This window comes from Anaerobacillus sp. 63XJN7_5_ISO-PGPR-S23-430, from assembly GCF_056173695.1.
Genome location: NZ_CM149686.1, coordinates 4,271,544 through 4,297,935 on the forward strand (window position 1 = coordinate 4,271,544; position 26,392 = coordinate 4,297,935).

A 26,392-nucleotide genomic window follows, 5' to 3' on the forward strand; every position below is an offset into this window, starting at 1 on the left:
CCATTAAATTTTATCATCGATGTTTAATCGACGTAGTTAAAATTTTTATTTGGTTGCGGGGGCAGGATTTGAACCTGCGACCTTTGGGTTATGAGCCCAACGAGCTACCGAACTGCTCCACCCCGCGACGATATGAATGAAAGATTGCTGCACCTGCTTCTTTATGCTGTGCACTGTTTCTTCCTCTGCAAGATTATGCTCCGAAGCGTATCCGTCGAAACAACTCGATGTTGATTCAATGATGTAACGCTCGTTGCTCCACCCCGCGACGATATGTATCATTTTCATCTAAAGAAAATGGTGAGCCATGAAGGACTCGAACCTTCGACCCTCTGATTAAAAGTCAGATGCTCTACCAACTGAGCTAATGGCTCGTCATAAGTATCTTGTAACGACGACAAGATTTATCATATCATTGGATTTCATAAAAAGCAAGAGATCTTGAAAAGAAAATAAAAAAACAGCCATGGAGTAAGTTAACCCTGTCTTAATTTACCCCTTTGCCTGTTTATTTAATCGCTCTTTCATCATTTCACGAATTTCTTGTTTCCGACGATGACGTTTAATGGCGAAACGATTGACCTCTTGAAAAATGAGTGAGGATTCCTTATCCGTTTTGAGATGAAACTTCACACCAAAAAAGTGGCTTGCTCTTGTGTTTGGATCATTAGGGTCGTTTGGCTTCCCCCACACCACTTCACCTGTAATGCGAAATGGTTCATCATTTAACTTAATCGAAAACTCCATATTCGTATGCATTGGCGCTTCAAAATCTACAGAAAAACCAATACCTTCGAGTCCGATATCATGAATATAAATTTTATGGTTAAAATCCGTAGCGACAGGTGTGTTCTTTTCAATAATTCTCATCCTTGCAGCAAAAGGAACGTCAAGCTGCTGACGAAAGACCTGTCTTTTATTCCGACTCATGCGAACACCTCATCAAAGTTTAACAATTTTGATAGTCCAAGTTTACCACAAAAATCGTTTTTCTGCAGAATTTTCCAACTTCTAATGTTCTAAAAAAAGCTGGCAGTCTCAGCTGCCAGCTCGATCAATTAAGCAAAAACGCCACGAATCATATTTGTTTGATTACGGTCTGGACCTACTGAGAAGATTGATAATGGAATACCTGTCAATTGTGAAACACGCTCAATGTAGTGACGTGCGTTAGGTGGTAAATCACCAAGGTTTTTCACACCAGTAATATCTTCTGTCCAACCAGGCATTTCTTCATAAACAGGTTCACATTCAGCAAGAACCTTAAGGCTTGCTGGGAACTCTTCAATAACTTCACCTTTGTACTTATAGGCTGTACAAATTTTAAGCGTTTCGATGCCAGTCAGTACATCAATGGAATTTAGAGAAAGATCGGTAATTCCGCTTACGCGGCGTGCATGTCGTACTACAACGCTGTCGAACCAGCCAACTCTGCGCGGTCTGCCAGTCGTTGTACCATATTCATTTCCTACTTCACGAATTTGGTCGCCTACTTCATCATGAAGCTCAGTAGGGAACGGGCCGTCACCTACTCGTGTCGTATAAGCCTTCGAAACACCAACAACATGATTAATTTTACTAGGTCCTACACCTGAACCAATTGTAACCCCACCAGCAATTGGATTTGAAGACGTTACAAATGGGTATGTACCCTGATCGATATCAAGCATGACACCTTGTGCACCTTCAAATAGAACACGACGCCCTTCATCAATGGCATCATTAAGGACCACTGAAGTATCTACAACATACTTTGCAATCTTTTGGCCGTATTCGTAGTATTCTTCAAGAATATCTTCTTTTTTAAAGCCTTCAACTTCATACATTTTCTCTAGAAGACGATTTTTATCAGTTAGGTTACGCTCCAGCTTCTCTTCAAATACTTCTCTGTCAAGAAGATCACAAATACGGATTCCCACTCTTGCAGCTTTGTCCATATATGCTGGGCCAATTCCTTTTTTCGTTGTGCCAATTTTATTTTCGCCTTTGTACTCTTCTTCCACGACATCAAGCTTCAAGTGATAAGGAAGAATAACATGTGCGCGATTGCTAATGCGCAGGTTATCTGTATTAATATTGCGTTCATGTAAATAGGCAAGTTCTTCAAGAACAGCTTTTGGATCAACAACCATTCCGTTTCCGATGACACAAATTTTATCGTCATAAAAAATTCCTGATGGAATCAAGTGAAGTTTGTACTTCGTATCATTAAATACAATTGTATGTCCTGCATTGTTTCCACCCTGATAACGAGCGACAACTTCTGCATTTTCCGAGAGGTAATCCGTAATCTTTCCTTTACCTTCATCGCCCCACTGTGTTCCTACCACAACTACTGATGGCATTTGAGCACCTCCAGATGCTTCCTACGATTAATTCATCAAGAAGCATACTTCTTTTTTTAAAAAACCCAGGGTAAGTGTACCAATTTGATGGTTGTAAGTCAACAAACCCGAACAATTATATAAATAAATATAATTATGTTCGTTATTTAGTTATTCCTTTCGAATAAAAATAAGACAAATGTAGTGCTTTTATTATGCTCATTTTTGTGAACTATAATAAAAAAGCCTCATAAAAGAGGCTTTTTTAGGCACCTGGTGGCATGTCACCTTCATCATGACGCCTTTCCAGGTTAACGAATTTATTGTATTCTTTCACAAATGCAAGCTCTACTGTTCCAACTGGACCATTTCGCTGCTTTGCAATAATAATTTCAATGATGTTTTTATTTTCCGATTCCTTATCATAATAATCATCTCGGTATAAGAACGCGACAATATCAGCATCCTGCTCAATACTTCCAGATTCACGTATATCAGACATCATTGGTCTTTTATCCTGTCTCGACTCAACTCCACGAGAGAGCTGTGATAGTGAAATGAGAGGTACTTCAAGTTCACGTGCAATGCCTTTTAAGGACCTCGATATTTCGGAAACTTCTTGTTGTCTGTTCTCCCCAGATCCATTACCACGAATAAGCTGCATATAATCAATTAGAATCATGCCAAGGCCCTTCTCCTGCTTCAAGCGTCGACATTTAGCACGAATATCACCAACTCGAATACCAGGAGTATCATCAATATAAATACCGGCATTTGAAAGACTACCCATAGCCATCGTCAGCTTCTGCCAGTCATCTCCTGTCAGTCCACCTGTTCGAAGACGTTGTGCATCAATATTCCCTTCAGCACAGAGCATACGCATGACAAGCTGTTCAGCACCCATCTCAAGACTAAAGATCGCAACATTTTCATCCGTCTTCGTAGCGACATTTTGAGCAATGTTAAGAGCAAAAGCTGTCTTACCTACAGAAGGTCTTGCTGCAACAATGATCAAGTCATTTCGTTGAAAGCCTGCGGTCATTCGATCAAGCTCAGAAAATCCTGTAGGAATGCCTGTAATATCTTCAGTACTGTTTTGTAGCATTTCAATATTATCATAGGCAGTTACAAGAACATCTTTAATAGATATAAAAGCTCCTGTATTCTTTCGCTGAGAAACCTCCATAATGGATTTCTCAGCTTCTGATAGAAGGTTTTCAATCTCATTTTCTTTCGCATAGCCATCGGAAGCTATATCTGTGGCGGCGCGAATAAGTCTTCTTAAGATTGATTTCTCTTCCACAATTTTAGAATAATACTCAACGTTCGCAGCCGTAGGAACTGAATTAGCCAGATCACTTAGGTAAGATACTCCACCAATTTCTTCAAGAATTTTAAGGTCCTGCAGCTCTGATGTAACCGTGACAAGATCGACAGGCTCACCCTTCTCGGAGAGATCAATCATGACAGAGAAAATCTTCTGATGTGCCGCTCTATAAAAGTCTTCTGGCTGCAATACTTCCGTTGCTGTTGTGAGTGCATCAATTTCTAAGAAAACAGCACCGATTACCGCTTGTTCAGCTTCTATATTTTGAGGTGGCGTACGATCAGCAAATAAATCACTCATGTTGTTTTCCCCCTGAGCATTTCGCTATTTTCCACCCGTGATCACCTATTATTGCTCTACCACATGTACTTTAACAGTTGCTGTTACATCATGGTGCAATTTAATGGGTACATTCGTGTATCCCAGTGAACGGATTGGTTCATCAAGCTCGATTTTACGTTTATCCACTTTGATGTCGTGCTTTTTCAGTTCTTCAGCAATATTTTTACTTGTAATGGATCCAAATAAACGGCCGCCTTCACCAGATTTTGTTTCCAATTCAACTTCAAGGCTTTCGATTGTTTCTTTCAGCGCTTTTGCCTCATCAAGCTCTTCCTGAGCCTTTTTATCATCACTGCGCTGTTTTGCTTTTAAAGTTTTCATATTTGCATTATTTGCTTCTAGAGCTAGATTATTCTTCAACAGATGGTTACGAGCATAACCGTCTGCCACATTTTTCACTTCGCCTTTTTTACCTTTACCTTTTACATCTTCTAAGAAAATCACTTTCATGATTCATCTTCGCTCCCTTCCAAATAGTTATCAATTGTTTCCTTAAGCAATTCTTCTGCTTCTTCGATTGATCCAGAATCAATTTGCGTCGCAGCATTGGTTAAATGTCCACCGCCATTAAGGCCTTCCATTATAATCTGAACATTAACATCACCAAGCGATCTTGCGCTAATGCTAATTTTACCATCAGTTCGTTTCGAAATAACGAAAGAAGCAATCACGCCGCTCATTGATAAGAGCGTGTCTGCGGCTTGTGCAATCAATACTTGATCGTATGTTTGGTCTCTTTCACCGAGTGCAATCGCAATACCGCTTCGATATATGTGCGATTTCTCTATAATTCTGGCTCTCCTAATATACTGTGCAATGTCTTCACGTAGAAATTCCTGTACAAGAACAGTATCAGCTCCATGTGCCCTTAAATAGGATGCAGCGTCAAACGTTCTAGAGCCGGTTCTAAGCGTAAAGCTTTTTGTATCCACAATAATCCCTGCCAAAAGAGCTGTTGCTTCCATAATGTCCATTTTGAGCCTTTTCGGCTGGTATTCAAAGAGTTCCGTTACAAGTTCAGCTGTAGAAGAAGCATATGGCTCCATATAAACAAGAACTGGATCTTCAATAAACTCTTCTCCACGTCTATGATGATCAATGACAACCACATGGTCAAGCTTTTGTAAAAGGCGCTCTTCCATTACAAGAGAAGGTTTATGGGTATCGACGACAACTAGAAGCGTATTCGGTGTACAATTCTCGAGCGCATCTTCAGGATCAATAAAGCGAGCCCAAAGTTGGTCATTCCCTTCAATCTCTTCCATTAATCTTGAGACACCACTTGTCCGCTGATTTTGATCAAAAACGATAGAACCTTCTTTTCCATTGGCCTGTGCTACTTTTAATATACCTATCGAAGCGCCGATGGAATCCATATCGGGATTTTTGTGTCCCATAATAATGACTTGATCACTATCCAGTACAAGTTCTCTTAAAGCGTGAGAAATAACTCGTGCTCGAACCCTTGTCCGCTTTTCAATCGGATTGGTCTTTCCTCCATAGAACTTCACTTTCCCGGTTGTCTGCTTAATCGCCACCTGGTCACCACCACGTCCAAGCGCTAAATCAAGACTAGACTGAGCTAATTGACCAAGTTCCGTAAGTGTACTGTGACCACTACCAATACCAATACTCAATGTAATGGAAATGTTCTCTTTCGAAGTAGCTTCACGCACCTCATCAAGGATAGAGAATTTATTTTTCTCCAAATCCTGAAGGATCTTTTGGTTTAATACAGCAAAGAATTTCTCAGATGAACTTCGCTTCAAGAATATTCCCTGCTCATCAGCCCAGTTATTCAGAATCGAGGTAACAGAGCTGTTTAAGTTACTACGCACCTGATCGCCAAGTCCCTGGGTTACTTCTTCATAGTTATCCAGATAAACAATCCCAACAACCGTTTTTTCTTCGCTATAAAGACGTTGTATTTCTACCTTTTCACTCACATCGAAGAAATAGAGAAGTCTTTCTTCTTGTTTGAAATACGTTTTGTACTTACGATCATGGATCGTTAAAATTTCTTCATTCGCTTCTGACTTCAAAAAGGGAATAATTTGCTCCGATATATCATTCAACGAAAGTCCTATCAATTGCTCTTTCTCCATCATGATAGGCAAATATGGATTGGTCCATTCGATGTGATAATCCTCATCATACAGCAATATTCCAAAAGGCATCTCCATCAGAGCCTCGTCTCCCACCTTCTTCACACGGTGAGACAGAGTTGATACGTAATCCCTGAGTGCAGCTTGAAATAAAGATTCAGCTCGAATCGCTGTATAAACAAGAAGCGTCATGACCACTACGCTTCCAACCCCTAATATCCAGTTGTAATAGGTGATGATGCCGATAAACAGGATGGAAATGACGAACAAGGCTACCACATGATAACCATGCCACCGTTTCGTTAAAAACTTTGGCATACTTTCAGCTCCTACCTATGATTTCATTCTCCTTCGCAATTCGAAACCAAGATCAATGATTCCAATAATAACAATAAATGATGTTAGTGCGAAGCCAAGAACCGTTAACAGAATTGGCACGACGATGGGCCACCCCTTTTGATGGCTAAAAAAGTAAATGACTGCAAGCCCCTGAACAAATATCAGTGCGTTGAGTATTAAGTAAACGTTAATGGATGCAACAAATACAGCAGATCCTTCTTCTAATCCTACCATCATAACAATAGTAACAACTAAATAATACCATAAAAAACTCTTCGGAAATGACCATTCTCGGATTGGTGGAAAGACTGGTGGATGAAAATTTCCTACCCTCTTTAAAATCGGCACTGAAATAAGTTGAGATATAAGCGCAATAACTGCCCCCATTAATACAAGAACAGTTGGGATAAGATATCGAATTAAACTAATTTGCTCCCTAGCCTGAGCAATTTGATCCGAATTCCCTCCTAAAGCTTTCGCCATTGACTCAGCCTGTTGAAAAGATTGATTCATCATTTCCATAGATAAATCTGCTGGATTTTGACCAATAAGTAAAATACTTGAAATGAAAATGATAACCAAACCAACAACATAGGCAATGGTACTTCCAAGTAAAACAGCAAGCGCAGATTTACGAAGATAATATAAGTACCCTGCAGTTAAACCACCAAGACTAAATACTAAGGTAAAAGCAAACGAAGGTATACCAGCTGTTAATACCCCAATAACAATAGTTACGGCCCACATCACCAATCCACTCTTCAACCCATTCCGAACTACCATTAAAATAAACGGCACTGGAAGAGCCCATAAAGTAATTACACCAACAACGGGTACATACATCGTTACCAAAAATAAAACAGCAAACACAGCCGCAAGCGCAGCCCCTTCAACTAACGGTACAACAGCACGATTCTTCATCATTAACTCCTTTTCTGTAAAGCGGAAGTGGGCGATTAGGCTCGATAAGCACTGTAACCTTTTCATTTGAACACGGTCTTTGTGTTCAGAGGAAAAGGTGAAGTGATCGAGAGACTGCCCACTGCAGCTGGATCAGTAAAGCGGAGCGGGCCTGCTAAAATCCGCAGGCTGTTGGAGCCCATGAGACTGAGGCGCTTTTTGTCTCATTCGATTGGGCGAAACAGCCGAAGGATTTGGCCCGCGCAGCTAGATCAATAAAGCGGAAGTGGGCGATTAGGTCCGACAAGCGCTGGAGACCTTTCATTTGAACACGGTCTTTGTGTTCGGATGAAAGGTTGAAGCGACTCGAGGACCTGCCCACTGCAGCTGGATCAATAAAGCGGAAGTGGGCGATTAGGTCCGACAAGCGCTGGAGACCTTTCATTTGAACACGGTCTTTGTGTTCGGATGAAAGGTTGAAGCGACTCGAGGACCTGCCCACTGCAGCTGGATCAGTAAAGCGGAAGTGGCCGATTAGGCTCGACAAGCACTGGAACCTTTTCATTTGAACACGGTCTTTGTGTTCAGAGGAAAAGGTGAAGTGATCGAGAGACTGGCCACTGCAGCTAGATCAGTAAAGCGAACGATAACGTTCGACTACTAAATAAATCTACATTCAGTCTCACGCCCTACCATACCAGTATTTACACGAATTCAATAAACTACCTTTTATGAAATTCAAAAAAACGGGTCGAAATCCCCTTACTACATTGTAAGAATTTCTGCCCGTTTCAGCAAATGTTTCATTAATTTGAATAGTAAGCATTAAGAAAAGGCTGTTTTCTCAACAGCCTACTATGTATTACATAAGAGATAAAGACTCTTCTTTTGCGCTATCCATTTCATTTTGAAGCCATTTTTCTAATTGCATAGATGCTTCGGTAGCATCCTCACCGTCAGCAATAAGAAGAAGTGAGTCATTTTCTTTCACCGTAAGATTGAACGTTATTAAGCTTGTTAAGTTCTTTGCGTTAATGCTATGACCATTACGATAGAGTGACACGTGACTGTTAAACGATTTCGCTTTTTTTACGAATGCCATAAGGGAGTTCATACTAAGCTGCTCTGTCAGATTAATTGTTGTTGTTTCCACATTCTTCATTATTGTGGTTCCTCCTTACAGATCTCTTGTAAGGTTCTTATTCCCTCAATATGTGAAGTCATAAACCACTTATTCTCCAACAATGTAAAAAAACATTATTTCAGAATAAACTTGTATAGAAAAAAAACAGTGGGACAATGTCCCACTGTTTTAAAACTTACTCACCAAGTACGTATGGTAGTAAAGCCATTTGACGAGCACGTTTAACCGCACGAGTCAATTGACGTTGATATTTAGCGCTAGTACCTGTTACACGACGTGGAAGAATTTTTCCACGCTCAGATACGAAACGCTTAAGAAGATCTGTATCTTTATAGTCGATGTAAGTGATTTTGTTTACTGTGAAGAAACAAACCTTTTTACGACGACCTCTGCGTCCACCTGGTCTTGCCATGGGTAGTTACCTCCTTTGCATTTAAAATTCGATCTCTGTTTTCACCGCTCGAAACAGAGAGTATTAGAACGGCAAGTCATCATCTGAAATGTCGATCGGCTTGCCATCGCTCGCAAACGGGTCATCTCCAAAATTGGAGTGATCACGGTTGTTATCACGATTTTGGTTCTGATTCCCGTAACCGCCGGTTTCTCTGTTTTGGTTGCCGCCACCGTAGTTGCTACTGTTGCCGCTTCCGCCACCGCCCTGGTTTGCACCTTTAGGCTCGAGAAATTGGACGCTTTCAGCCATCACTTCTGTCACAAACACACGCTGTCCCTGGCTATTATCGTAAGAGCGAGTCTGAACTCGTCCATCTACACCAGCAAGGCTGCCTTTTTTCAAGAAATTGGCTGCATTTTCTGCCTGTCTGCGCCATACAACAATGTTGATAAAATCAGCTTCGCGGTCTCCCTGCTGATTCGTAAACGGGCGATTTACAGCAAGTGTAAAGTTCGCAACCGCTACGCCACTAGGGGTATAACGCAATTCAGGGTCTTTTGTTAAACGTCCAACTAATACGACGCGATTCAGCATCAGAACCCCTCCTATTTATAAAACAATTACTTTTTAGCTTCTTCTAGGTTGATCGTCATGAAACGAAGAACATCGTCGTTGATTTTCATCAAACGGCTGAACTCTTCAATCGCTTCAGTATTACTGTTAATGTTAAGAAGCATGTAGATCCCGCTGTTGAAATTCTCGATTTCATAAGCAAGACGCTTCTTACCCATTTCTTTAGTTTCATTAATTTCCGCACCATTGTCTGTAAGGATACCGTTGAAACGCTCAACAAGAGCTTTCTGTGCATCCTCTTCAATGTTTGGACGGATAATGTACATAATTTCGTAGTTACGCATTCCGTTCACCTCCTTTTGGTCTAACGGCTCTCAATGGTAATTAAGAGCAAGGAGTAAGTATACAAAGATAATTACTCACAGCTTTAGATTATACCAAATTAATTCTTTATTAGCAAGTCCCGTAGAAATTGAATCTATAGACTGGTTGATTTCCGCTTCAGGATGCTCGCTTTCCGCGAAGCGGGCGGTGAGCACCTTCCGCTCCAATCAGCTACGTGTGGATTTTTTATACAAAACCCTTTCAAAACAACAATCTTTTAGAAAAGAACCTATATCTTAAACGTTAAAGCGGAAATGAATCACGTCTCCGTCTTTTACAATGTACTCTTTTCCTTCAAGACGAACTTTTCCTTTTTCTTTCGCGATAGCCATTGTCCCAGCTTCAACTAGGTCATCATAAGCTACAATTTCTGCGCGGATAAAACCACGTTCGAAGTCTGTATGGATAATACCAGCTGCTTGTGGAGCTTTCATTCCAAGACGGAATGTCCACGCACGAACTTCTTGCTCACCAGCTGTGAAGTAAGTAGCTAGTCCAAGAAGGTCATAGGAAGCGCGGATTAATTTATTCAATCCCGGCTCAGAGATTCCGATGTCTTCAAGAAATGCATCTTTTTCTTCGCCTTCAAGTTCAGCGAGTTCGGATTCAATCTTCGCACAAACGACGATAACTTCTGCGCCTTCTTTTGCAGCATATTCACGAACTTTAGCCACATATTCATTATCAGTTGGGTCCAGAAGATCATCTTCGTCAACGTTTGCTACGTAAAGAACAGGCTTTTTCGTTAATAGATGGTAGCCGTAAACAATTTTCTCTTCTTCTTCCGTTAGCTCTACGCTTCGAGCAGGCTGTTCTTCTTCAAATGCTTCCTTAAGCTTTGTGAGAACGTTAAATTCAGCTAGCGCTTCCTTATCTTTTTGCTTCGCCATTTTCTGAACACGGGCGATGCGCTTTTCTACTGATTCAAGGTCTGCAAGGACTAGCTCAAGGTTAATCGTTTCAATATCAGAAATGGGATCTACTTTACCAGAAACGTGTGTAATATTCTCATCATCGAAACAGCGAACAACTTGAGAAATCGCATCTACTTGACGAATATGAGAAAGAAACTTGTTTCCTAGGCCTTCGCCTTTACTTGCCCCTTTAACAATCCCAGCAATATCTGTAAATTCAAAAGCTGTTGGTACAGTCTTCTTTGGATTTACAAGCTCAGTTAGCTTTTGAAGACGCTCATCTGGAACTTCTACAATTCCAACGTTCGGATCAATTGTACAGAACGGATAGTTAGCTGACTCTGCTCCTGCCTGTGTAATTGCGTTAAATAAAGTTGACTTCCCAACATTCGGAAGTCCTACAATACCGGTGGTTAATGCCATCTCGGTCACTCCTTTAAAGTATCTGCCTCAGAAGGCGATTTTTATAAAAATAAAGATGGCTAAATGAGCCATAAATAGACTTTTTTGATCATCTTGTTCAACGAACGACATACCTTACCAATTATAGAGATGACGAAGCAAAAAAACAAGCATCCCCCTTTCTCTATAAGTAAAATGACCGCCCAAAATGGACGGTCAAGATTCTGCATGCTCAAGAACTTTTTTCAATTTTCTAGAGAACTCTTTTCTTGGAAGCATCACACTATGGTCACATCCGAGACACTTGATTCGGATATCTGCTCCCATTCGAATTACTTTCCAACGGTTTTCTCCACACGGATGCGCTTTTTTCATTTCGACAATGTCATTCAAGCCAAAGTCTTTATCAGACATAAGGATTCCCCCTTTATGCTTTTTCTTTTACTTCACTTTGCTCATCACGCTGATACATGACAACGCGTGGCAGAGCAATTTCAATACCAATTTCATCAAAACGTTGTTTAACCGCTTTTCGGATTTCTCGCCCTATGACCCAGTGCTCCATTGGATGCACTTCTGAGATAATACGAAGAACTACTTCTGACTGCCCTAAATCCTGGACTCCAAGATATTCCGGTTTCACAATCATAGCATCAAACTGCTCATACAGCTCGTCCATTAAATCAATGATCACTTTCTCGGCTTCTTGTATATGTTCTTCATACGCAATGTTCACATCAACAACGGCAATACTATTATGAATAGAATAATTCGTTACTTGATTAATGTTACCATTCGGTAGGATATGAAGTTCTCCTGTCCAACTTTTAATTTTCGTAACGCGTAGTCCAATTTCTTCAACAAATCCTTCTACACTAGAGATACGGACATAATCGCCTACAGAAAACTGTTTTTCGAAAATAATAAAGAAACCTGTAATAACATCACGCACAAGGTTCTGTGCCCCGAAACCTACAGCAAGACCAACCACTCCGGCTCCAGCAATTAGGGTCCGAACGTCTACGCCAAATTCACTCAAAATCATAACTAGTGCAACAAAATAAGTAACATAGGTTAGAACATTCTCAATCAACCTTATGAGAGTCGCTTCTCTACGTTCCGATAACCGGAGGGGGCTTTTTAAACGAATAGAGAAAATCTGACCTAATGCTGATTTTGCTATTCGCAAAAAGATCCATGTACCAATTAAAATAGCTAAAATAGTAAGTGCACTTTTGACCATATTCCCCCAAAGCTCACGATTGGATAAATACTGATATGTAGGCGTCCACAAAGAATCGAACCAATCCAATCCACATACCTCCCAGTTTTTAGTACTATGATAACAAATCATACCGTTTAAGAACTGGGAAAATCAAGATAGATGCTAAAATATAGAGATTTAGTACACCGTACAGAGGGTATAAAAAAGCAATTAGTGTAGAAAAACCAAACGCAGTAAACGGAAGCATAATCATGACAATAATAAAAGCGACAATCCATAGAGGAAGACCAAGCAAATCTCGAAATCTCGATGTAAGACCAAAGACTCCACTTACAGCTGTAGTGTATATGGCTAACCATAGTAAGACAGACATAATCAAAATCATATAGTACGGATACGTTTTTAAGATCGCAAACAATGGGATCTCGTATAAAAGAAGGTCATGAGCCACCTGTATGAGTGATTGATTATAAAGAAAAGACACTCCCCCGAGAATTAATCCACTTCCAAGGCTCGCAATCCAAATTTCTCCTTTATGCTTAATTTGATGACCGACGGCTGAAAGGACTGCGACAAGTGGTAAAATATTTAGCGCTGTGAACGTAAAAGCCGCTGGCCAGTTCGCTTGTTTTGTCCAATTAAAAAGCATAGCTGAGGGATTCGAGTGAATGAACAATCCAAGTACTGAAAGTAAGAGAATAATAAGCAAAGGAAGAATAATGGCATTCATTGATAACATCCCGTTGATATCCCAGAAGAAAAGGATAATAACTAATACAGCAAGAATACAAATACCTAACCAATAAGGTAGATGAACCACTTCCATCGTTGCCCCACCACCTGCAAACATTACAATCGTTGTTGTAAACAAATACAGGATAATGAGTAAATCATAGATTCCGGTTAACTTTTTGCCCACAAGTCGTTCCAAAATCGGCAAATAATGAGTGGATTTCGTTTCGTAACTTATTTTCATAATCACATAACAACAAATCGAGAACATGACTGTAAATAAAATGATAGCCAGTACGCTTTCATGACCAAAAAATTGCCACAGTTCTCTCCCTGATGCATAGCCTGCACCAATCATCGTTCCTAATATAAGAAACAACCATTTCATTCCACCGCTTATCATGGCATTCCCTCCTAGTCTTACTCAATACGAAATTGAAGTAAAATCCACGGCAGAAATGATCTTGTATGTATAGATCACGTCAAAATTCCGTATACTGTTACTACTATTACAAAGGAGAGAATCCTATGAATCTTCGAGACAAGTTTTTTCAAAAAAAACCTGCTGTATATCGAATCCATCATGAGGATGATCTTGCTATAGAAACACTTAGTGAGAGGATTTCGCTTCTGCTGCCAACGAGAAGAACAGATTCAATTGTGATCGTTTGCATCGGAACGGATCGTTCAACGGGAGACGCTTTAGGCCCGCTTGTTGGAAGCAAATTGCAGCAGCTTCAGCCAAAAGCAACAGTATACGGTACGCTTGAGTCACCAGTTCATGCTGTGAATTTAAATGAAGTGATGACATCAATTGAACAGACGCACACTCGTCCATTTATTATCGGAATTGATGCTTGTCTCGGACGTCTTCACTCTGTTGGAATTATTACGGCAGGAGAGGGCCCTGTGAAGCCAGGTGCGGGAGTAAAAAAAGAGCTCCCAGAAGTTGGGGATATTCATTTAACAGGGATCGTGAATGTTAGTGGATTCATGGAATACTTTGTTTTGCAAAATACACGATTAAATTTAGTTATGAAAATGGCTGATGTTATGGCTATAAGTCTTCATCAATCTATTGAAGCATATGGATCAGATATGTCACTCGAGAAGAACAATGCCTTAAATTGGGGAGATGACCTTCTTCAACTTCCATAACGTCGACAAAAAGACCCGTATCCTGGTCATTTACAAAACCAGAGTACGGGTCTTTTTAATATAGATCTCTGTTACTAAATCATATGGTTTCTTGATTTTTGACTGCTTAACAAAACCTGATTAAATAATCGCATTCTAAAACATCGAAGGCATCAGGTACAGACTTGAGACAAGAATAGCTGCAATTAATAAAGCAGGGAGAAAGTTAGCTACTCGAATTTTAACAATACCGAGCAAGTTCAATCCAATTGCTAGAATCATAATTCCTCCTGCAGAAGTTACCTCTGCAATAAACGCATCGAGAAGGGCTTGGGGGACAAACTGGTTTATCTGTGCAGCAAAGAGAGCAAGAACTCCTTGATACAGCATTACGGGTATTGCTGAAAACAATACACCATAACCTAGCGTTGTTGTAAACATAATTGCAGTAAAACCATCTATTAAAGACTTTGTAAATAATATTGAGTGATCATTTCGTAGGCCACTATCAAGTGCCCCAAGAATAGCCATAGCACCAACAACGTAAACGAGTGTAGCTGTTACAAAAGCTTGAGCTACGCTGCCTTCCGAAGCAGCACCAGTTTTTCTCTCAATCCACTTCCCTAAACCATTCAGCTTTCCTTCTAGATTCCAATACTCACCTAGTATACCGCCCAGCACCAGACTGCCAATTACAATTAAGAACTGCTCGCTTTTCATGGCCATTTGTAGTCCGATAACAGAAACAACTAAAGCTAGGCCCTGCATAATTGTCGTTTTCGTTTGTTCAGGGATGCGACTGCTAACCGTGCCAATCAGCGTACCCGCAATAATGGCTGCACCATTCACAACTGTTCCTAATAATACCATTTCCTACATCTCCTCAGCCAAAGTACCCCTCAACAATTTCTTCTACTGCTTGGATGGTTTTATTAATTTCATCTATTGAATTATAAGGTCCCACACTTAATCGTACCGCTCCAGTAGTGGTCGTTCCGATCGTTTCATGTCCAAGTGGAGTACAGTGTAGGCCTGCTCTTACTGCAATCTCGTAATGCTGATCAAGTATAATTGCAATTTCCTGAGCATCAATTCCTTCAATAGTAAAAGGGATAACTCCAAGGCGTTCTTTATTAGGTCCATACACCTTCACATAATTAATTTCTTTTAATCCATTTATTAGATGCTCAGTTAAATGCAGTTCATGCATTCTTATTTTATGAAGACCCATTTTCTTCACTGCATTGAGACCTGCTAATAACCCGGCAATTCCTGGTGTATTGACGGTTCCGCTCTCAAGGCGTTCAGGGTATTTTAGTGGCTGATCGACCAACTCAGAACTACTCCCCGTACCGCCATGATATATAGGATTAAGCTCAACCGCTTTGCTAACCATTAGTACACCTGTACCCTGCGGACCAAGTAAACCTTTATGACCTGGGAAAGCCAATAGATCAACGCTCATTTGCTCCATATGAATAGGAATAATACCAGCTGTTTGGGAGGCATCTACGAGAAACGTAATTCCCTGTTCTCTGGCTATTTTTCCAATCTCATCGATAGGAATAATTTTACCAGTTAGATTAGAGCCATGTGAAACAATAATCATTTTTGTAGAAGATCGTATGGCATTGCAGAATGCCTCGACATCAAATTCCTCAGTCGTCTCCAGATTAATGTAATCCACTTCAATTCCTGAAGTTTTCTTCATATATTCTAAAGGACGACGTACTGAGTTGTGTTCATAAGAAGTGGTTAATACATGATCCCCTTCATTGAAGGAAAAACCTTTTATTGCCTGATTAAGAGCTCCTGTAGCGTTTGCTGTAAAACAAACGCGTTCAGGTTGGTCAAAGCCAAAAAAATCAGCCAGCTGTTCACGTGCTTGTACAATCATGTTATCAGCGCGCTTGGATAAAGCATGTCCACCACGACCTGGATTTGCCGCGTATTCGGTCATACACTCAGTCATAGCCTGAACAACTTCAGGCGGCTTAGGAAAGGACGTTGCCGCTTGATCAAGATAAATCACATTACCACCCCATTAAGTTCGTTTCAAATTCTACTAAGCTAGAATAAAAGCATAAACTGAATGGCAGTTTATGCTTTTATTCGTTATCTTCTTTCTCTAACACTTCTAATATGCGATTTAGATCTTCTTCTGAGAAAAACTCAATCTCTATTTTACCTTTTTTCTTCATTCTTTTAATTGAAACCGACGTTCCAAATCGCTCACGAAGGTGATCTTCCTTTTCCTTAAGAAACGGATCTGACTTCTCTTTTCTCTTTGTTTCACGTGAAACATTCTGATTCAATTCCGTAATTAACTTCTCTAGCTGGCGAACGTTTAATTTCTCCTGAAGAACTCGATCCGCAAGTGGCTTTCTAGCTTCTTTATTTTTTAATCCAAGTATCGCCCGCCCATGCCCCATCGTGAGCTTTCCGTCTGAAATATACTCCTGTACTTCAGAAGGTAACTGTAAAAGACGAAGGAAATTAGCGAGATGCGGTCTACTTTTACCCAGGCGTTTTGACAATTCTTCCTGTGTCACATCTGTTTCTTCCATCAGTTTCTGGTAAGCATGCGCCTCTTCAATCGGATTTAGATTCTCACGCTGCAAGTTTTCAATTAAGGCAATTTCCATCATTTTTCGATCTGTTAAATCTTTCACAACAGCTGGAACGGTTGTAAGACCTGCTTCTAAAGAAGCCCTATACCTCCGCTCACCTACAACAATTTCATAGCCTTTAATGCTTTGACGAACGATTAATGGCTGGAGGACACCGAAAGTTTGAATCGAAGCACTTAATTCTTCAATCGCTTCAGTACTAAACTTCTTTCTCGGTTGATAAGGGTTAGGACGAAGCTCATTAACGGGAATATCCCTCACAGTCTCGTTCTCATTTTGGGAAGGGAAAAAGGCGTTAATTCCCTTACCCAAACCACGATTAGTCATTGACTAACACTTCCTTTGCAAGTTCTAAATAGCATTCAGCCCCTCGAGATTTTGGATCATAGACAATGATTGGCTTCCCATGACTTGGCGCCTCACTCAAACGTACATTCCTTGGTATGATCACTCGATAGACTTTTTCTTGGAAGTACTTTTTAACTTCTTCAATCACTTGAATACCAAGGTTTGTCCTTGCATCAAGCATTGTTAACAGTACTCCTTCAATCTTTAATTCTGTATTTAAATGCTTTTGGACGAGTCGTACTGTATTAAGTAACTGACTTAGTCCTTCAAGTGCATAGTATTCGCATTGGACAGGAATAAGCACTGCATCTGCGGCTGTAAGAGCATTAATTGTTAATAACCCCAACGATGGAGGACAATCAATTATAATATAATCATAGTTTTTTTCAACTTTATTTAGCGCCCTTTTCAATCTTACTTCCCGGGAAATGGTGGGAACAAGTTCGATCTCTGCTCCTGCAAGCTGAATTGTTGAAGGAATGACGTGCAAATTCTCAACAATCGTCTCCTGAATAATGTCTCCAGCATCTAGGTCATCTACGAGGATGTTATACACACATTTTTCAATATCGCCTTTCTCAATCCCAACGCCACTTGTTGCATTCCCCTGAGGATCAATGTCAACAAGCAAGACCCTTTTACCAAGATAGGCGAGACAGGCACTTACATTCACTGAAGTGGTCGTCTTTCCCACTCCGCCTTTTTGATTTGCTACAGCAACAATATTCACCAAGATGTCACCCCATTCTCCAACCATTCTTTCTTTCTATTTTATCACGTTTGTTATTAGCCGGACGGTATTCTCAATAAAATTCCATTTCCTCCCTGAAAGAGATAGAAACAGAAAACAGCTCAGCATATTTGAAGTTAATACTATCTGTTTAACGTTTTATATGTACAAAAAAAACTCATCCAGTTTGGATGAGTTTACTTCTTTTTAGGTATTCGGATCGTAAATTGATAGTATTCGTCATGGTCTTCTTCATCTGTATCAATCGTTAAACCAGTCTCTGTTACCATATCAAGCGATTGACGGATCGTATTGACAGCCAACCTCATATCTTTACTAACCGATTTTTTTCTAGGCTTCGGTTTAGGTACAGTGCCTTCTAGCATACGAACAACACGTTCTTCCGTCTGCTTCACATTCCATTGTCTTTCAAGAACTTCTGTGAGAACTTTTACTTGATTCTCAGGATTCTTAAGTGGAATCAAAGCACGAGCGTGTCTCTCCGTGATTTTTTTCTCGAGAAGCGCTCTTTGAACAGGCTCGGGGAGCTTCAGTAATCTAAGCTTATTCGCAATAGTAGATTGCCCTTTGCCAAGTCGCTGAGCGAGGCTCTCCTGAGTTAAATCATGTAGCTCAATAAGCTGGGCATAAGCCATAGCTTCTTCAACAGCTGTTAGCTCTTCACGCTGCAGGTTCTCGATAAGCGCAATAGAGGCTGTTTGAGAATCGTTAAATTCCTTAATAATGGCAGGAATTCGCTCCCAACCTAGCTTTTTCACTGCTCTCCAGCGTCTTTCCCCGGCAATAATTTCATACTTGCCTTCACGTTCTCGAACCACGATCGGCTGAATAACTCCATGGGTCTTTATCGTCTGAGATAGTTCAGTAATTCTCTCATCTATAAAAATTGTTCGAGGTTGGAAACGGTTTGGGATAATATCCTCAACAAGAAGCTGTTTCACTTCCTCTTGTTCTGCTTCCATCGTCTCGCTTTTTTCATCGTTCAAACCGAAAAGACGTGAAAACGTATGCTTCATCGCCTAACACCACCTTTAATCGACTCCTTAACTGATTCGCTGCTTCAAAACCGAATTCCTTCCGTCGTAGCAGCGTTCCATGTGAAACACCTATCCGTTCAAATGCAGTCCATCTTTATTATAAAGGATTTTTATTTGGTGTGCCTGGCTTTCTTGGATATTTTTTTGGAGTTGTTTTGATTTTTTTAATTGTAACGATATTACGCTCACTCTTTTCTTTAGGTAGTGTTAGCGTATCTCGTTTCACAACTTCTCCACCAAGAAGCTTAATCGCCTGTTTACCAGACTCTAATTCATCCTCTACACCTGGGCCTTTTAGCGCAACAAAATAACCGTTTGGTTTAACGAGAGGAAGACACAACTCACCAAGGACAGAAAGTCTTGCAACGGCTCTTGCTGTGACAACATCATACTTTTCACGATGATCTTTGTTTTTACCAAATAATTCAGCACGGTCATGATAAAATGACACATTTGTTAGCTTAAGTTTTGATGAAAGGTGTTCTAAGAAACCGATTCTCTTGTTAAGTGAATCGACAATAGTGATGCTTAAATGTGGAAAACAAATTTTAATAGGCAAACTTGGGAAACCTGCGCCCGCTCCCACATCGCAAATATGATAGTCAGAAGAGAAATCAAATGAGAACGCCGCCATGATTGAATCAAAGAAGTGCTTTTCGTAGACTTCCTCTTTATCAGTGATAGCTGTCAGATTCATTTTCTCGTTCCATTCAACTAGAATTTCATAGTATGTTTGAAATTGTTGAAGCTGTTCAGGAGAAAGAGTAATCCCTTTCTCCTCTAACAACTCCTGAAACTGTTGCTCGTTCATAGACCCTCCACTAGTACATTATTTTGCAATTTTAGCGATTTTCCCCTGTTCGATATACACAAGTAAGATCGATACATCAGCTGGATTAACTCCTGATACACGCGAAGCCTGACCAATTGAAAGAGGGCGAACCTCATCAAGTTTTTGCTTCGCTTCAGTTGCAAGACCACCAATCGCATAATAATCTATGCCCTCAGGAATTTTCTTTTCATCCATTTTCTTCATACGTTCCACTTGTTGAAGACTTTTATTAATATAGCCGCTATATTTAATCTGAATCTCAACTTGTTCTGAAACATCTTCAGGAATTTCAAAGTCTGCTGGTGCTAGTTGATGAATCTCTTGATAAGTTACTTCCGGTCTCTTCAATAAATTAGCTGCGTGAATAGCTTCCTTCAATTCAGTACTATTCTCCGGAAGAACATCATTAACCTGCTCGCCTGGTTTAATCACAATCTTCGCAAGACGCTTCATTTCTTGCTCGATCATTTCTTTTTTAGCAAGGAAACGATCATAGCGTTCTTTAGGAATCATGCCGATGTCATAACCGAGTTCTGTTAGTCTTAAATCTGCATTATCGTGACGAAGAAGAAGACGATATTCTGCTCGTGATGTTAATAGACGATATGGCTCGTTCGTTCCTTTCGTCACAAGGTCATCGATCATAACGCCAATGTACCCTTGAGAACGATCCAGAATCACCGCTTCACGCTCCTGTGCATTCCTTGCAGCGTTAATACCAGACATGATTCCCTGACCTGCTGCCTCTTCATATCCTGAAGTACCGTTTAACTGTCCTGCAGTAAAGAGGTTTTTCACTGTTTTTGTTTCAAGTGAAGGCCACAATTGGGTCGGAACAATAACATCATATTCGATGGCATAGCCTGCACGCATCATTTCAACATTTTCAAGACCAGGTACGGTTTTAAGAATTTGTTGCTGCAAATCCTCTGGAAGGCTTGTTGAAAGACCCTGCACATATACTTCCTTCGTATTGCGTCCTTCTGGTTCAAGGAAAATTTGGTGACGGGGCTTATCATTAAAGCGAACAATTTTATCTTCAATTGATGGGCAATACCTTGGGCCCGTCCCTTCAATCATACCTGAATACATCGGAGATCGATGCAAGTTATCATTGATGAGCTTATGCGTTGCTTCACCCGTATAAGTTAACCAACATGGCAGCTGGTCTGTAATAAATTCTGTTGTTTCATATGAAAATGCACGCGGTTTTTCATCGCCGGGCTGAATTTCAGTTTTACTATAATCAATAGATTTATTATTTACACGCGGAGGAGTTCCTGTCTTAAAACGAACCATCTCAAAGCCCAATTCCTCCAAATGGTGCGACAAATTAACGGAAGGCTGCATGTTATTAGGGCCACTTTCATATGAAAGATCTCCAATAATAACGCGACCGCGCATGAACGTACCAGTTGTTAAAACAACAGATTTCGCCTCGAACTCTGCACCCGTTTTCGTAATAACTCCTTTGCAGACGCCATCCTCAACGATTAGTTTCTCAACCATGCCCTGTAAGAGCGTAAGATTATCCTGTTCTTCAATGGTTCGTTTCATTTCACTTTGATACAGTACTTTATCAGCCTGTGCACGCAGTGCACGTACAGCAGGCCCCTTACCTGTATTTAACATACGCATTTGAATATGCGTTTTATCTATATTTCGTCCCATTTCTCCACCAAGTGCATCAATTTCCCGCACAACAATTCCCTTTGCAGGACCTCCTACACTCGGGTTACATGGCATGAAAGCGACAGAGTCTAAGTTAAGTGTAAGCATGAGTGTTTTCGCACCCATTCTTGCTGAAGCGAGTCCCGCTTCCACACCGGCATGACCTGCTCCGACGACTATAACATCATAAGAATCGGCTTTATAACCCATTGCCGTATTCCTCCTTTTATCATCTTATTTCCCAAGACAAAACTGTGAAAATAACTGATCGATCAAACTCTCAGATACTGTATCACCAATAATCTCTCCAAGAATTTCCCACGTTCGAGTAATATCAATTTGTACCATATCAACCGGCATTCCTGCTTCAACAGCGCCTAACGCATCATCAAGCGTTCTTCGCGATTGTTCTAACAAAGCAATATGACGTGAATTAGATACATATGTTAAATCCTGTGACTCTACTTCACCTGCAAAGAACAGTTCAGAGATGGATTGTTCAAGCTCATCAACGCCTTGTTCATGTTTTAATGAAGTCGTAATCATTGGATGCTCTTCTGCTAATTCTTTTACCTTAGTTAAATCTAGTTTCTCATCTAGATCCGTTTTATTCACGATAATAATAACATCCATGCCTTTTACCGCTTCGAACAACTTCTCATCTTCATGCGTCAACTCATCATTATAATTAAGCACAAGCAAGATGAGATCAGCTTGTTTCAAGCGTTCACGTGAACGTTCAACACCTATTCGCTCGACCAGATCTTCCGTTTCTCGAATTCCCGCTGTATCCACTAATCTTAAAGGCACGCCTCTTACATTAACATATTCCTCAATAACATCTCGGGTCGTACCAGGAACGTCTGTCACTATTGCCTTGTTTTCGTGAACAAGACTATTCAATAAGGATGATTTACCAACGTTTGGCCGTCCCACGATAACAGTAGATAAACCTTCACGCAAAATTTTTCCCTGTCGTGCTGTAATTAGAATACCTTCAATTTCCTTAGCCACCTGCTTTAATTGCGTGGTTAAAAGATCTTGCGTCATTTCTTCTGCATCATATTCAGGGTAGTCAATGTTCACTTCAACATGAGCAACTGTCTCAAGGAGTTGCTGTCTCAAGGTAGCAATCAGCGTCGATAAGCGACCCTCCATTTGATTTAACGCAACATTCATTGCTCGATCCGTTTTTGCTCGAATCAAATCAATAACAGCCTCTGCTTGCGACAAGTCAATTCGACCATTCAAAAAAGCTCGTTTAGTGAATTCACCTGGCTCTGCAAGGCGTGCACCACTACGCAAAACCAACTCAAGCACACGGTTTACAGATACCAGTCCACCGTGACAGTTGATCTCGACAATATCCTCTCTCGTAAATGTCCGGGGTCCTTTCATAATTGAAACCATCACTTCTTCAGCAACCTGCTCAGTATCAGGATCAATCAAATGACCATAATGAATCGTATGAGAATCAACGGATTCTAACGCCTGTTTGCCCTTATATAGCCGATCAGCTATCGCAACCGCCTCTGAACCACTAAGTCGGACAATCGCAATTGCCCCTTCTCCCATTGGAGTCGATATTGCAGCAATCGTTTCATATTCCAAAGTTATTCACCTCTCTAATCACACTTCTTTATTCTATTTATTTACGTTTTCTATATAATATAAGCTAGTATTAGTTTAACCAATTATCCACAGTGGATAACTTCATATCTTAAAGCTACAGACTAATCCACAATACCTTTTAGTGTAACCCATTTTCATAAAAAAAGAAATAAGTTTGCTTTCCATACAACCAGCCTAAGAAGGGTGAAAAGAATGGAGATTTCTAGTAAAGAAAACCCAATCTTTCCTCAAAAAAACCTTCGGGCAAAGTGCCCGAAGGTTTCATATCATTTATTACGTGGAACAATAACCACACGGCGATGTGGATCTTTTCCATCTGAGTGAGTGGAAATCCCCTTCTTTTCTTTCAAATAAAGGTGAATTACCTTACGTTCTAACGACGGCATCGGTTCTAGCTGTATATCCTTTTTCGTAACCATCGCTTTGTCTGCAAGACGATCGGCTAACTTTCTTAGCGTCTCTTCACGTCTTTCACGGTAGTTCTCAGCATCGAGTACTACACGGACAAATCGGTCAGAAAATCGATTCGCGGCAAGATTTGTCAAATATTGCAAAGAATTAAGAGTTTGGCCGCGTTTCCCTATCAATATCGCAATTTTTTCACCAGATAGAGTAAAATAAAGATCGCGATCCTCTCTTCTACCTTCTATACTGGCTTCTACTCCCATATTGCTAATGACTTTTTCTAAAAAAGCCCTTGTTTGCTCTATGATGTCAGGTTTCTCGCTTACTTTGATGCGGGCGGGCCTTCCTCCAAAACCTAAAAATCCTTTTTTAGGCTCTTCTAACACTTCAATATTAACATTCTCTTGAACAGTCCCGATTTGATTCAGCGCATTTTCAATGGCATCTTCAATCGTTTTTCCCGTTACCGTAACGCTTCTCACTTCTTCGCTCCCCCCGTATTCGTATCAGCGGTTTTAATGGTAGGTTTCGTAATAAAGTAAGTTTGCGCAATCATAAAGATGTTACCTACAACCCAATATAGCGCTAGCGCTGCAGGGAAGTTAATAGCAAAGACAATAATCATAATTGGCATAACGTATAGAAGCATCTTCATTTGAGGCTGCACCGTTCCACCGCTACCCATCATGATTTTCTGCTGAATGAAGGTTGTTATACCAGCAGTGACTGCCAGAATTATATCTGGAGAGCCAAGGCTAAACCAGAGGAAAGTATGTGTTTCAATTGCTTGTGTACGCATAATAGCATGGTAAAAACCTAAAAGAATCGGCATTTGCACTAAGATTGGTAGACAACCTGCAAGCGGGTTAACACCATTCTGTTGAAAGAGCTGCATTGTTTCTTGCTGAAGCTGCTGTTGCGTCTTCTGGTCTTTACTGCTGTACTTTTCTTTAAGTTTCTGCATTTCTGGCTGCAGTTCCTGCATCGCTTTTGAACTTCTCGTTTGTTTGATCATCAATGGAAGTAGTAGAAGTCGAATTAAAATCGTAACAATAATAATAGACAGTCCATAATTTCCATCACCAGTCAAATCAGCGAAAAATGTTAAGACTGCGGAAAGCGGATATACAATGTATTCGCTCCAAAATCCCGTGCTTTCTGCATCAATCGGCTCGTTAATGTTACATCCTGAAAGGACCGCAACGAGACCAATCAATAGAAATGCGAGGGTTATTTTTTTCCTCACGCTTCATCCTCCTTGCAATCATATCTCGACAATGATTTATGTAGTAAAAGCATGCCACTAGTCCCTTTTATCCGGTACAGGATCAAAACCGCCAGGATGAAAGGGGTGGCACTTTGAAATTCTTTTAACCGTCAACCAGGAGCCCTTAATAAATCCATGCTTCTGGTAAGATTCGAAACTGTAATGAGAACAGGATGGGTAGAAACGGCAAGATGGGGGAGTTAATGGAGAAATAAACTTCTGATAGACGCGAATTAGCATCAAAGCCACTTTCTTCATTTAGAATCCCTTCCTTTACTAACTTGTTTCACACCTCTCAACACACGAGCTCTATTAAGCACATGAGTTAAGCTGCTCTTCACTTCCTCGAAACTCATCTCTGAAGTAGGTTTTCGTGCAATTACGACAAAATCGTAAGGGAATTTGATTTGATCTGACAACTGATGGAATGATTCTTTCACAAGTCGCTTCACACGATTTCGTGTCACAGCATTGCCGATCCTCTTACTTACTGAAAGACCTAATCGAAATTGAGGCTGATCATTTCGCTTTAATACATACACAACAAATTGTCTGTTTGCAGTTGAGTTTCCATTTTTGAAAACGTTCTGAAACTCAGAATTCTTTTTAATCCGGTAGTTGCTATTCAATCCGCACACTCCCAGTGTTACTTGGATAAGCATATTATAAACCTTATCTTAAAAAAAGACCACTGATGATCAGTGGTCTATGCAGACAATACTTTTCTACCTTTACGGCGACGACGAGCAAGGACTTTACGTCCGTTAGCTGAGCTCATACGTGCACGAAAACCGTGAACTTTTTTACGTTTACGTGTGTTTGGTTGAAACGTTCTTTTCATTCTATTACACCTCCCTGAGGATAAACTGTATAAAGACAGTCCAAGTAATTATAAGAAAAGACATGGGGAATTGTCAAGTTTAATTAAAATATCAAACACACTTTAACTAAAAGCAATCATTTAAATCTACGATGATCTCCACCAAATAAAGATTGATCAAATCATTTACAAACCTCTTAAAACACCCGTGTGGATAACTCATTTCGACACTTTTCACTTATTCACATCACTTATCGACAGGTTCTACACAAAATCTAGTGCTGTGGACAGTTTTGATCCACAAGATATGTCCTCTGTGGATAACCTCCCGAAAAACATTGCAAACAAGCTATTCTTTTGTTATGATATTTGTGTTTTAACTCGTGAATAAGCTAGAGTGGATTAAAAAGAGTCCACAGTCTGTGGATAATTATGTGGACAGTTATTCAGGTATGTTATTCTTTATGTCCACAACCATGTGAACACAGTCAATAATTCGACTTTCTTCTATATTATATGATCCGCTTTGATATTGTGGACAGTATAATTATTCGTGAATATTCAAATGATTGTACAAAGGTTGTACGTTGGCACATTAGGCGACTATCGTCAGCGAATACAGCCTGTTTTTATTTTGGTGAAAAAACATAAGGGTCTGTTACAATGTCACCCGGTCTGATGATAAGAATCATTCAGAGGCCCGAACTAAGCTCACAATATTAATTTTATTTACTTTTGAACAAAAGGAGGGACTTCG

28 protein-coding genes and 2 tRNA genes are annotated in these 26,392 nt (G+C 40.3%); 1 reads left to right on the plus strand and 29 read right to left on the minus strand.

What is annotated here, in order from left to right; all coding sequences use genetic code 11:
• Positions 1-50: 50 nt before the first annotated feature.
• From AC0VYJ_RS21945 to AC0VYJ_RS22020, 16 genes are all read right to left on the minus strand, one after another.
• A tRNA-Met gene (locus tag AC0VYJ_RS21945) sits at positions 51-127 on the minus strand.
• Between the two features lie 171 nt (positions 128-298).
• Positions 299-374, minus strand: a tRNA-Lys gene (locus tag AC0VYJ_RS21950).
• A 118-nt stretch (positions 375-492) separates the two neighbouring features.
• On the minus strand, positions 493-930 hold the full coding sequence (locus AC0VYJ_RS21955; protein ID WP_194218166.1) for a PilZ domain-containing protein: 438 nt from the start codon (positions 928-930) through the stop codon (positions 493-495).
• 128 nt (positions 931-1,058) lie between these two features.
• Positions 1,059-2,345: an adenylosuccinate synthase gene (locus AC0VYJ_RS21960; RefSeq protein WP_194218165.1), complete on the minus strand. Its 1,287-nt coding sequence runs from the start codon at positions 2,343-2,345 to the stop codon at positions 1,059-1,061.
• A 244-nt stretch (positions 2,346-2,589) separates the two neighbouring features.
• Positions 2,590-3,951, minus strand: a complete 1,362-nt coding sequence (gene dnaB, locus AC0VYJ_RS21965) for a replicative DNA helicase (protein ID WP_194218164.1) — start codon at positions 3,949-3,951, stop codon at positions 2,590-2,592.
• Positions 3,952-3,999: 48 nt separating this feature from the next.
• Positions 4,000-4,443, minus strand: a complete 444-nt coding sequence (gene rplI / locus AC0VYJ_RS21970; RefSeq protein ID WP_194218163.1) for a 50S ribosomal protein L9 — start codon at positions 4,441-4,443, stop codon at positions 4,000-4,002.
• Positions 4,440-6,416 carry a DHH family phosphoesterase gene (locus AC0VYJ_RS21975; protein ID WP_194218162.1) on the minus strand — a complete coding sequence of 659 codons (1,977 nt, stop codon included), beginning with the start codon at positions 6,414-6,416 and terminating at the stop codon, positions 4,440-4,442. Before AC0VYJ_RS21975 ends, rplI begins: the two co-directional genes overlap by 4 nt.
• A gap of 15 nt (positions 6,417-6,431) precedes the next feature.
• Positions 6,432-7,358, minus strand: coding sequence for a YybS family protein (locus tag AC0VYJ_RS21980; protein WP_194218161.1), 927 nt, complete (start codon positions 7,356-7,358; stop codon positions 6,432-6,434).
• 841 nt (positions 7,359-8,199) lie between these two features.
• Positions 8,200-8,499 carry an HPr family phosphocarrier protein gene (locus AC0VYJ_RS21985; RefSeq protein ID WP_475366264.1) on the minus strand — a complete coding sequence of 100 codons (300 nt, stop codon included), beginning with the start codon at positions 8,497-8,499 and terminating at the stop codon, positions 8,200-8,202.
• Between the two features lie 157 nt (positions 8,500-8,656).
• Positions 8,657-8,893, minus strand: coding sequence for a 30S ribosomal protein S18 (rpsR, locus tag AC0VYJ_RS21990; RefSeq protein WP_048311135.1), 237 nt, complete (start codon positions 8,891-8,893; stop codon positions 8,657-8,659).
• Between the two features lie 63 nt (positions 8,894-8,956).
• Positions 8,957-9,469 carry a single-stranded DNA-binding protein gene (ssb, locus tag AC0VYJ_RS21995; RefSeq protein WP_194218159.1) on the minus strand — a complete coding sequence of 171 codons (513 nt, stop codon included), beginning with the start codon at positions 9,467-9,469 and terminating at the stop codon, positions 8,957-8,959.
• A gap of 26 nt (positions 9,470-9,495) precedes the next feature.
• Positions 9,496-9,792, minus strand: a complete 297-nt coding sequence (gene rpsF / locus AC0VYJ_RS22000) for a 30S ribosomal protein S6 (protein WP_194218158.1) — start codon at positions 9,790-9,792, stop codon at positions 9,496-9,498.
• A gap of 276 nt (positions 9,793-10,068) precedes the next feature.
• Entirely contained in the window at positions 10,069-11,169 is a 1,101-nt protein-coding gene (gene ychF, locus AC0VYJ_RS22005) for a redox-regulated ATPase YchF (protein WP_194218157.1), read from the minus strand.
• A 195-nt stretch (positions 11,170-11,364) separates the two neighbouring features.
• Positions 11,365-11,562, minus strand: a complete 198-nt coding sequence (locus AC0VYJ_RS22010) for a DUF951 domain-containing protein (protein ID WP_430244397.1) — start codon at positions 11,560-11,562, stop codon at positions 11,365-11,367.
• Between the two features lie 13 nt (positions 11,563-11,575).
• Positions 11,576-12,460 (minus strand): mechanosensitive ion channel family protein, encoded by an 885-nt coding sequence (locus AC0VYJ_RS22015; RefSeq protein WP_475366265.1) that lies wholly within the window; start codon positions 12,458-12,460, stop codon positions 11,576-11,578.
• Positions 12,461-12,485: 25 nt separating this feature from the next.
• On the minus strand, positions 12,486-13,508 hold the full coding sequence (locus AC0VYJ_RS22020) for a YkvI family membrane protein (RefSeq protein ID WP_194218154.1): 1,023 nt from the start codon (positions 13,506-13,508) through the stop codon (positions 12,486-12,488).
• Positions 13,509-13,633: 125 nt separating this feature from the next.
• On the opposite strand from AC0VYJ_RS22020, the gene yyaC reads away from it, so the two are divergent.
• Complete coding sequence (gene yyaC, locus AC0VYJ_RS22025; RefSeq protein ID WP_430244392.1) at positions 13,634-14,263, plus strand: spore protease YyaC; 630 nt, start codon at positions 13,634-13,636, stop codon at positions 14,261-14,263.
• 135 nt (positions 14,264-14,398) lie between these two features.
• Here yyaC and AC0VYJ_RS22030 read toward each other — a convergent pair whose 3' ends face one another.
• From AC0VYJ_RS22030 to rpmH, 13 genes are all read right to left on the minus strand, one after another.
• Positions 14,399-15,112: a DUF554 domain-containing protein gene (locus AC0VYJ_RS22030; protein WP_475366266.1), complete on the minus strand. Its 714-nt coding sequence runs from the start codon at positions 15,110-15,112 to the stop codon at positions 14,399-14,401.
• Positions 15,113-15,125: 13 nt separating this feature from the next.
• Positions 15,126-16,274 (minus strand): aminotransferase class V-fold PLP-dependent enzyme, encoded by a 1,149-nt coding sequence (locus AC0VYJ_RS22035; RefSeq protein WP_430244388.1) that lies wholly within the window; start codon positions 16,272-16,274, stop codon positions 15,126-15,128.
• Between the two features lie 76 nt (positions 16,275-16,350).
• A complete protein-coding gene (locus AC0VYJ_RS22040; RefSeq protein WP_475366267.1) occupies positions 16,351-17,199 on the minus strand; it encodes a ParB/RepB/Spo0J family partition protein in 849 nt (282 codons plus the stop codon).
• Positions 17,192-17,977: a ParA family protein gene (locus AC0VYJ_RS22045; protein WP_371017943.1), complete on the minus strand. Its 786-nt coding sequence runs from the start codon at positions 17,975-17,977 to the stop codon at positions 17,192-17,194. Before AC0VYJ_RS22045 ends, AC0VYJ_RS22040 begins: the two co-directional genes overlap by 8 nt.
• Before the next feature lie 170 nt (positions 17,978-18,147).
• Positions 18,148-18,987 (minus strand): nucleoid occlusion protein, encoded by an 840-nt coding sequence (noc, locus tag AC0VYJ_RS22050; RefSeq protein WP_194218148.1) that lies wholly within the window; start codon positions 18,985-18,987, stop codon positions 18,148-18,150.
• Positions 18,988-19,105: 118 nt separating this feature from the next.
• The gene (rsmG, locus tag AC0VYJ_RS22055) at positions 19,106-19,819 is read right to left on the minus strand and encodes a 16S rRNA (guanine(527)-N(7))-methyltransferase RsmG (protein WP_226615958.1); all 714 of its coding nucleotides are present in this window, start codon (positions 19,817-19,819) and stop codon (positions 19,106-19,108) included.
• Between the two features lie 18 nt (positions 19,820-19,837).
• On the minus strand, positions 19,838-21,721 hold the full coding sequence (gene mnmG / locus AC0VYJ_RS22060; protein ID WP_194218146.1) for a tRNA uridine-5-carboxymethylaminomethyl(34) synthesis enzyme MnmG: 1,884 nt from the start codon (positions 21,719-21,721) through the stop codon (positions 19,838-19,840).
• A 24-nt stretch (positions 21,722-21,745) separates the two neighbouring features.
• Entirely contained in the window at positions 21,746-23,122 is a 1,377-nt protein-coding gene (gene mnmE, locus AC0VYJ_RS22065; protein ID WP_430244382.1) for a tRNA uridine-5-carboxymethylaminomethyl(34) synthesis GTPase MnmE, read from the minus strand.
• Between the two features lie 287 nt (positions 23,123-23,409).
• Entirely contained in the window at positions 23,410-24,030 is a 621-nt protein-coding gene (gene jag / locus AC0VYJ_RS22070) for an RNA-binding cell elongation regulator Jag/EloR (RefSeq protein WP_430244380.1), read from the minus strand.
• On the minus strand, positions 24,027-24,794 hold the full coding sequence (gene spoIIIJ, locus AC0VYJ_RS22075; protein WP_303532812.1) for a YidC family membrane integrase SpoIIIJ: 768 nt from the start codon (positions 24,792-24,794) through the stop codon (positions 24,027-24,029). The genes jag and spoIIIJ overlap by 4 nt, the downstream gene beginning before the upstream one ends.
• Before the next feature lie 57 nt (positions 24,795-24,851).
• The gene (gene yidD / locus AC0VYJ_RS22080; RefSeq protein ID WP_194218142.1) at positions 24,852-25,073 is read right to left on the minus strand and encodes a membrane protein insertion efficiency factor YidD; all 222 of its coding nucleotides are present in this window, start codon (positions 25,071-25,073) and stop codon (positions 24,852-24,854) included.
• A complete protein-coding gene (rnpA, locus tag AC0VYJ_RS22085) occupies positions 25,070-25,444 on the minus strand; it encodes a ribonuclease P protein component (RefSeq protein WP_430244375.1) in 375 nt (124 codons plus the stop codon). Before rnpA ends, yidD begins: the two co-directional genes overlap by 4 nt.
• Positions 25,445-25,521: 77 nt before the next feature.
• The gene (gene rpmH, locus AC0VYJ_RS22090; RefSeq protein ID WP_048311109.1) at positions 25,522-25,656 is read right to left on the minus strand and encodes a 50S ribosomal protein L34; all 135 of its coding nucleotides are present in this window, start codon (positions 25,654-25,656) and stop codon (positions 25,522-25,524) included.
• Between the last annotated feature and the right edge of the window lie 736 nt (positions 25,657-26,392).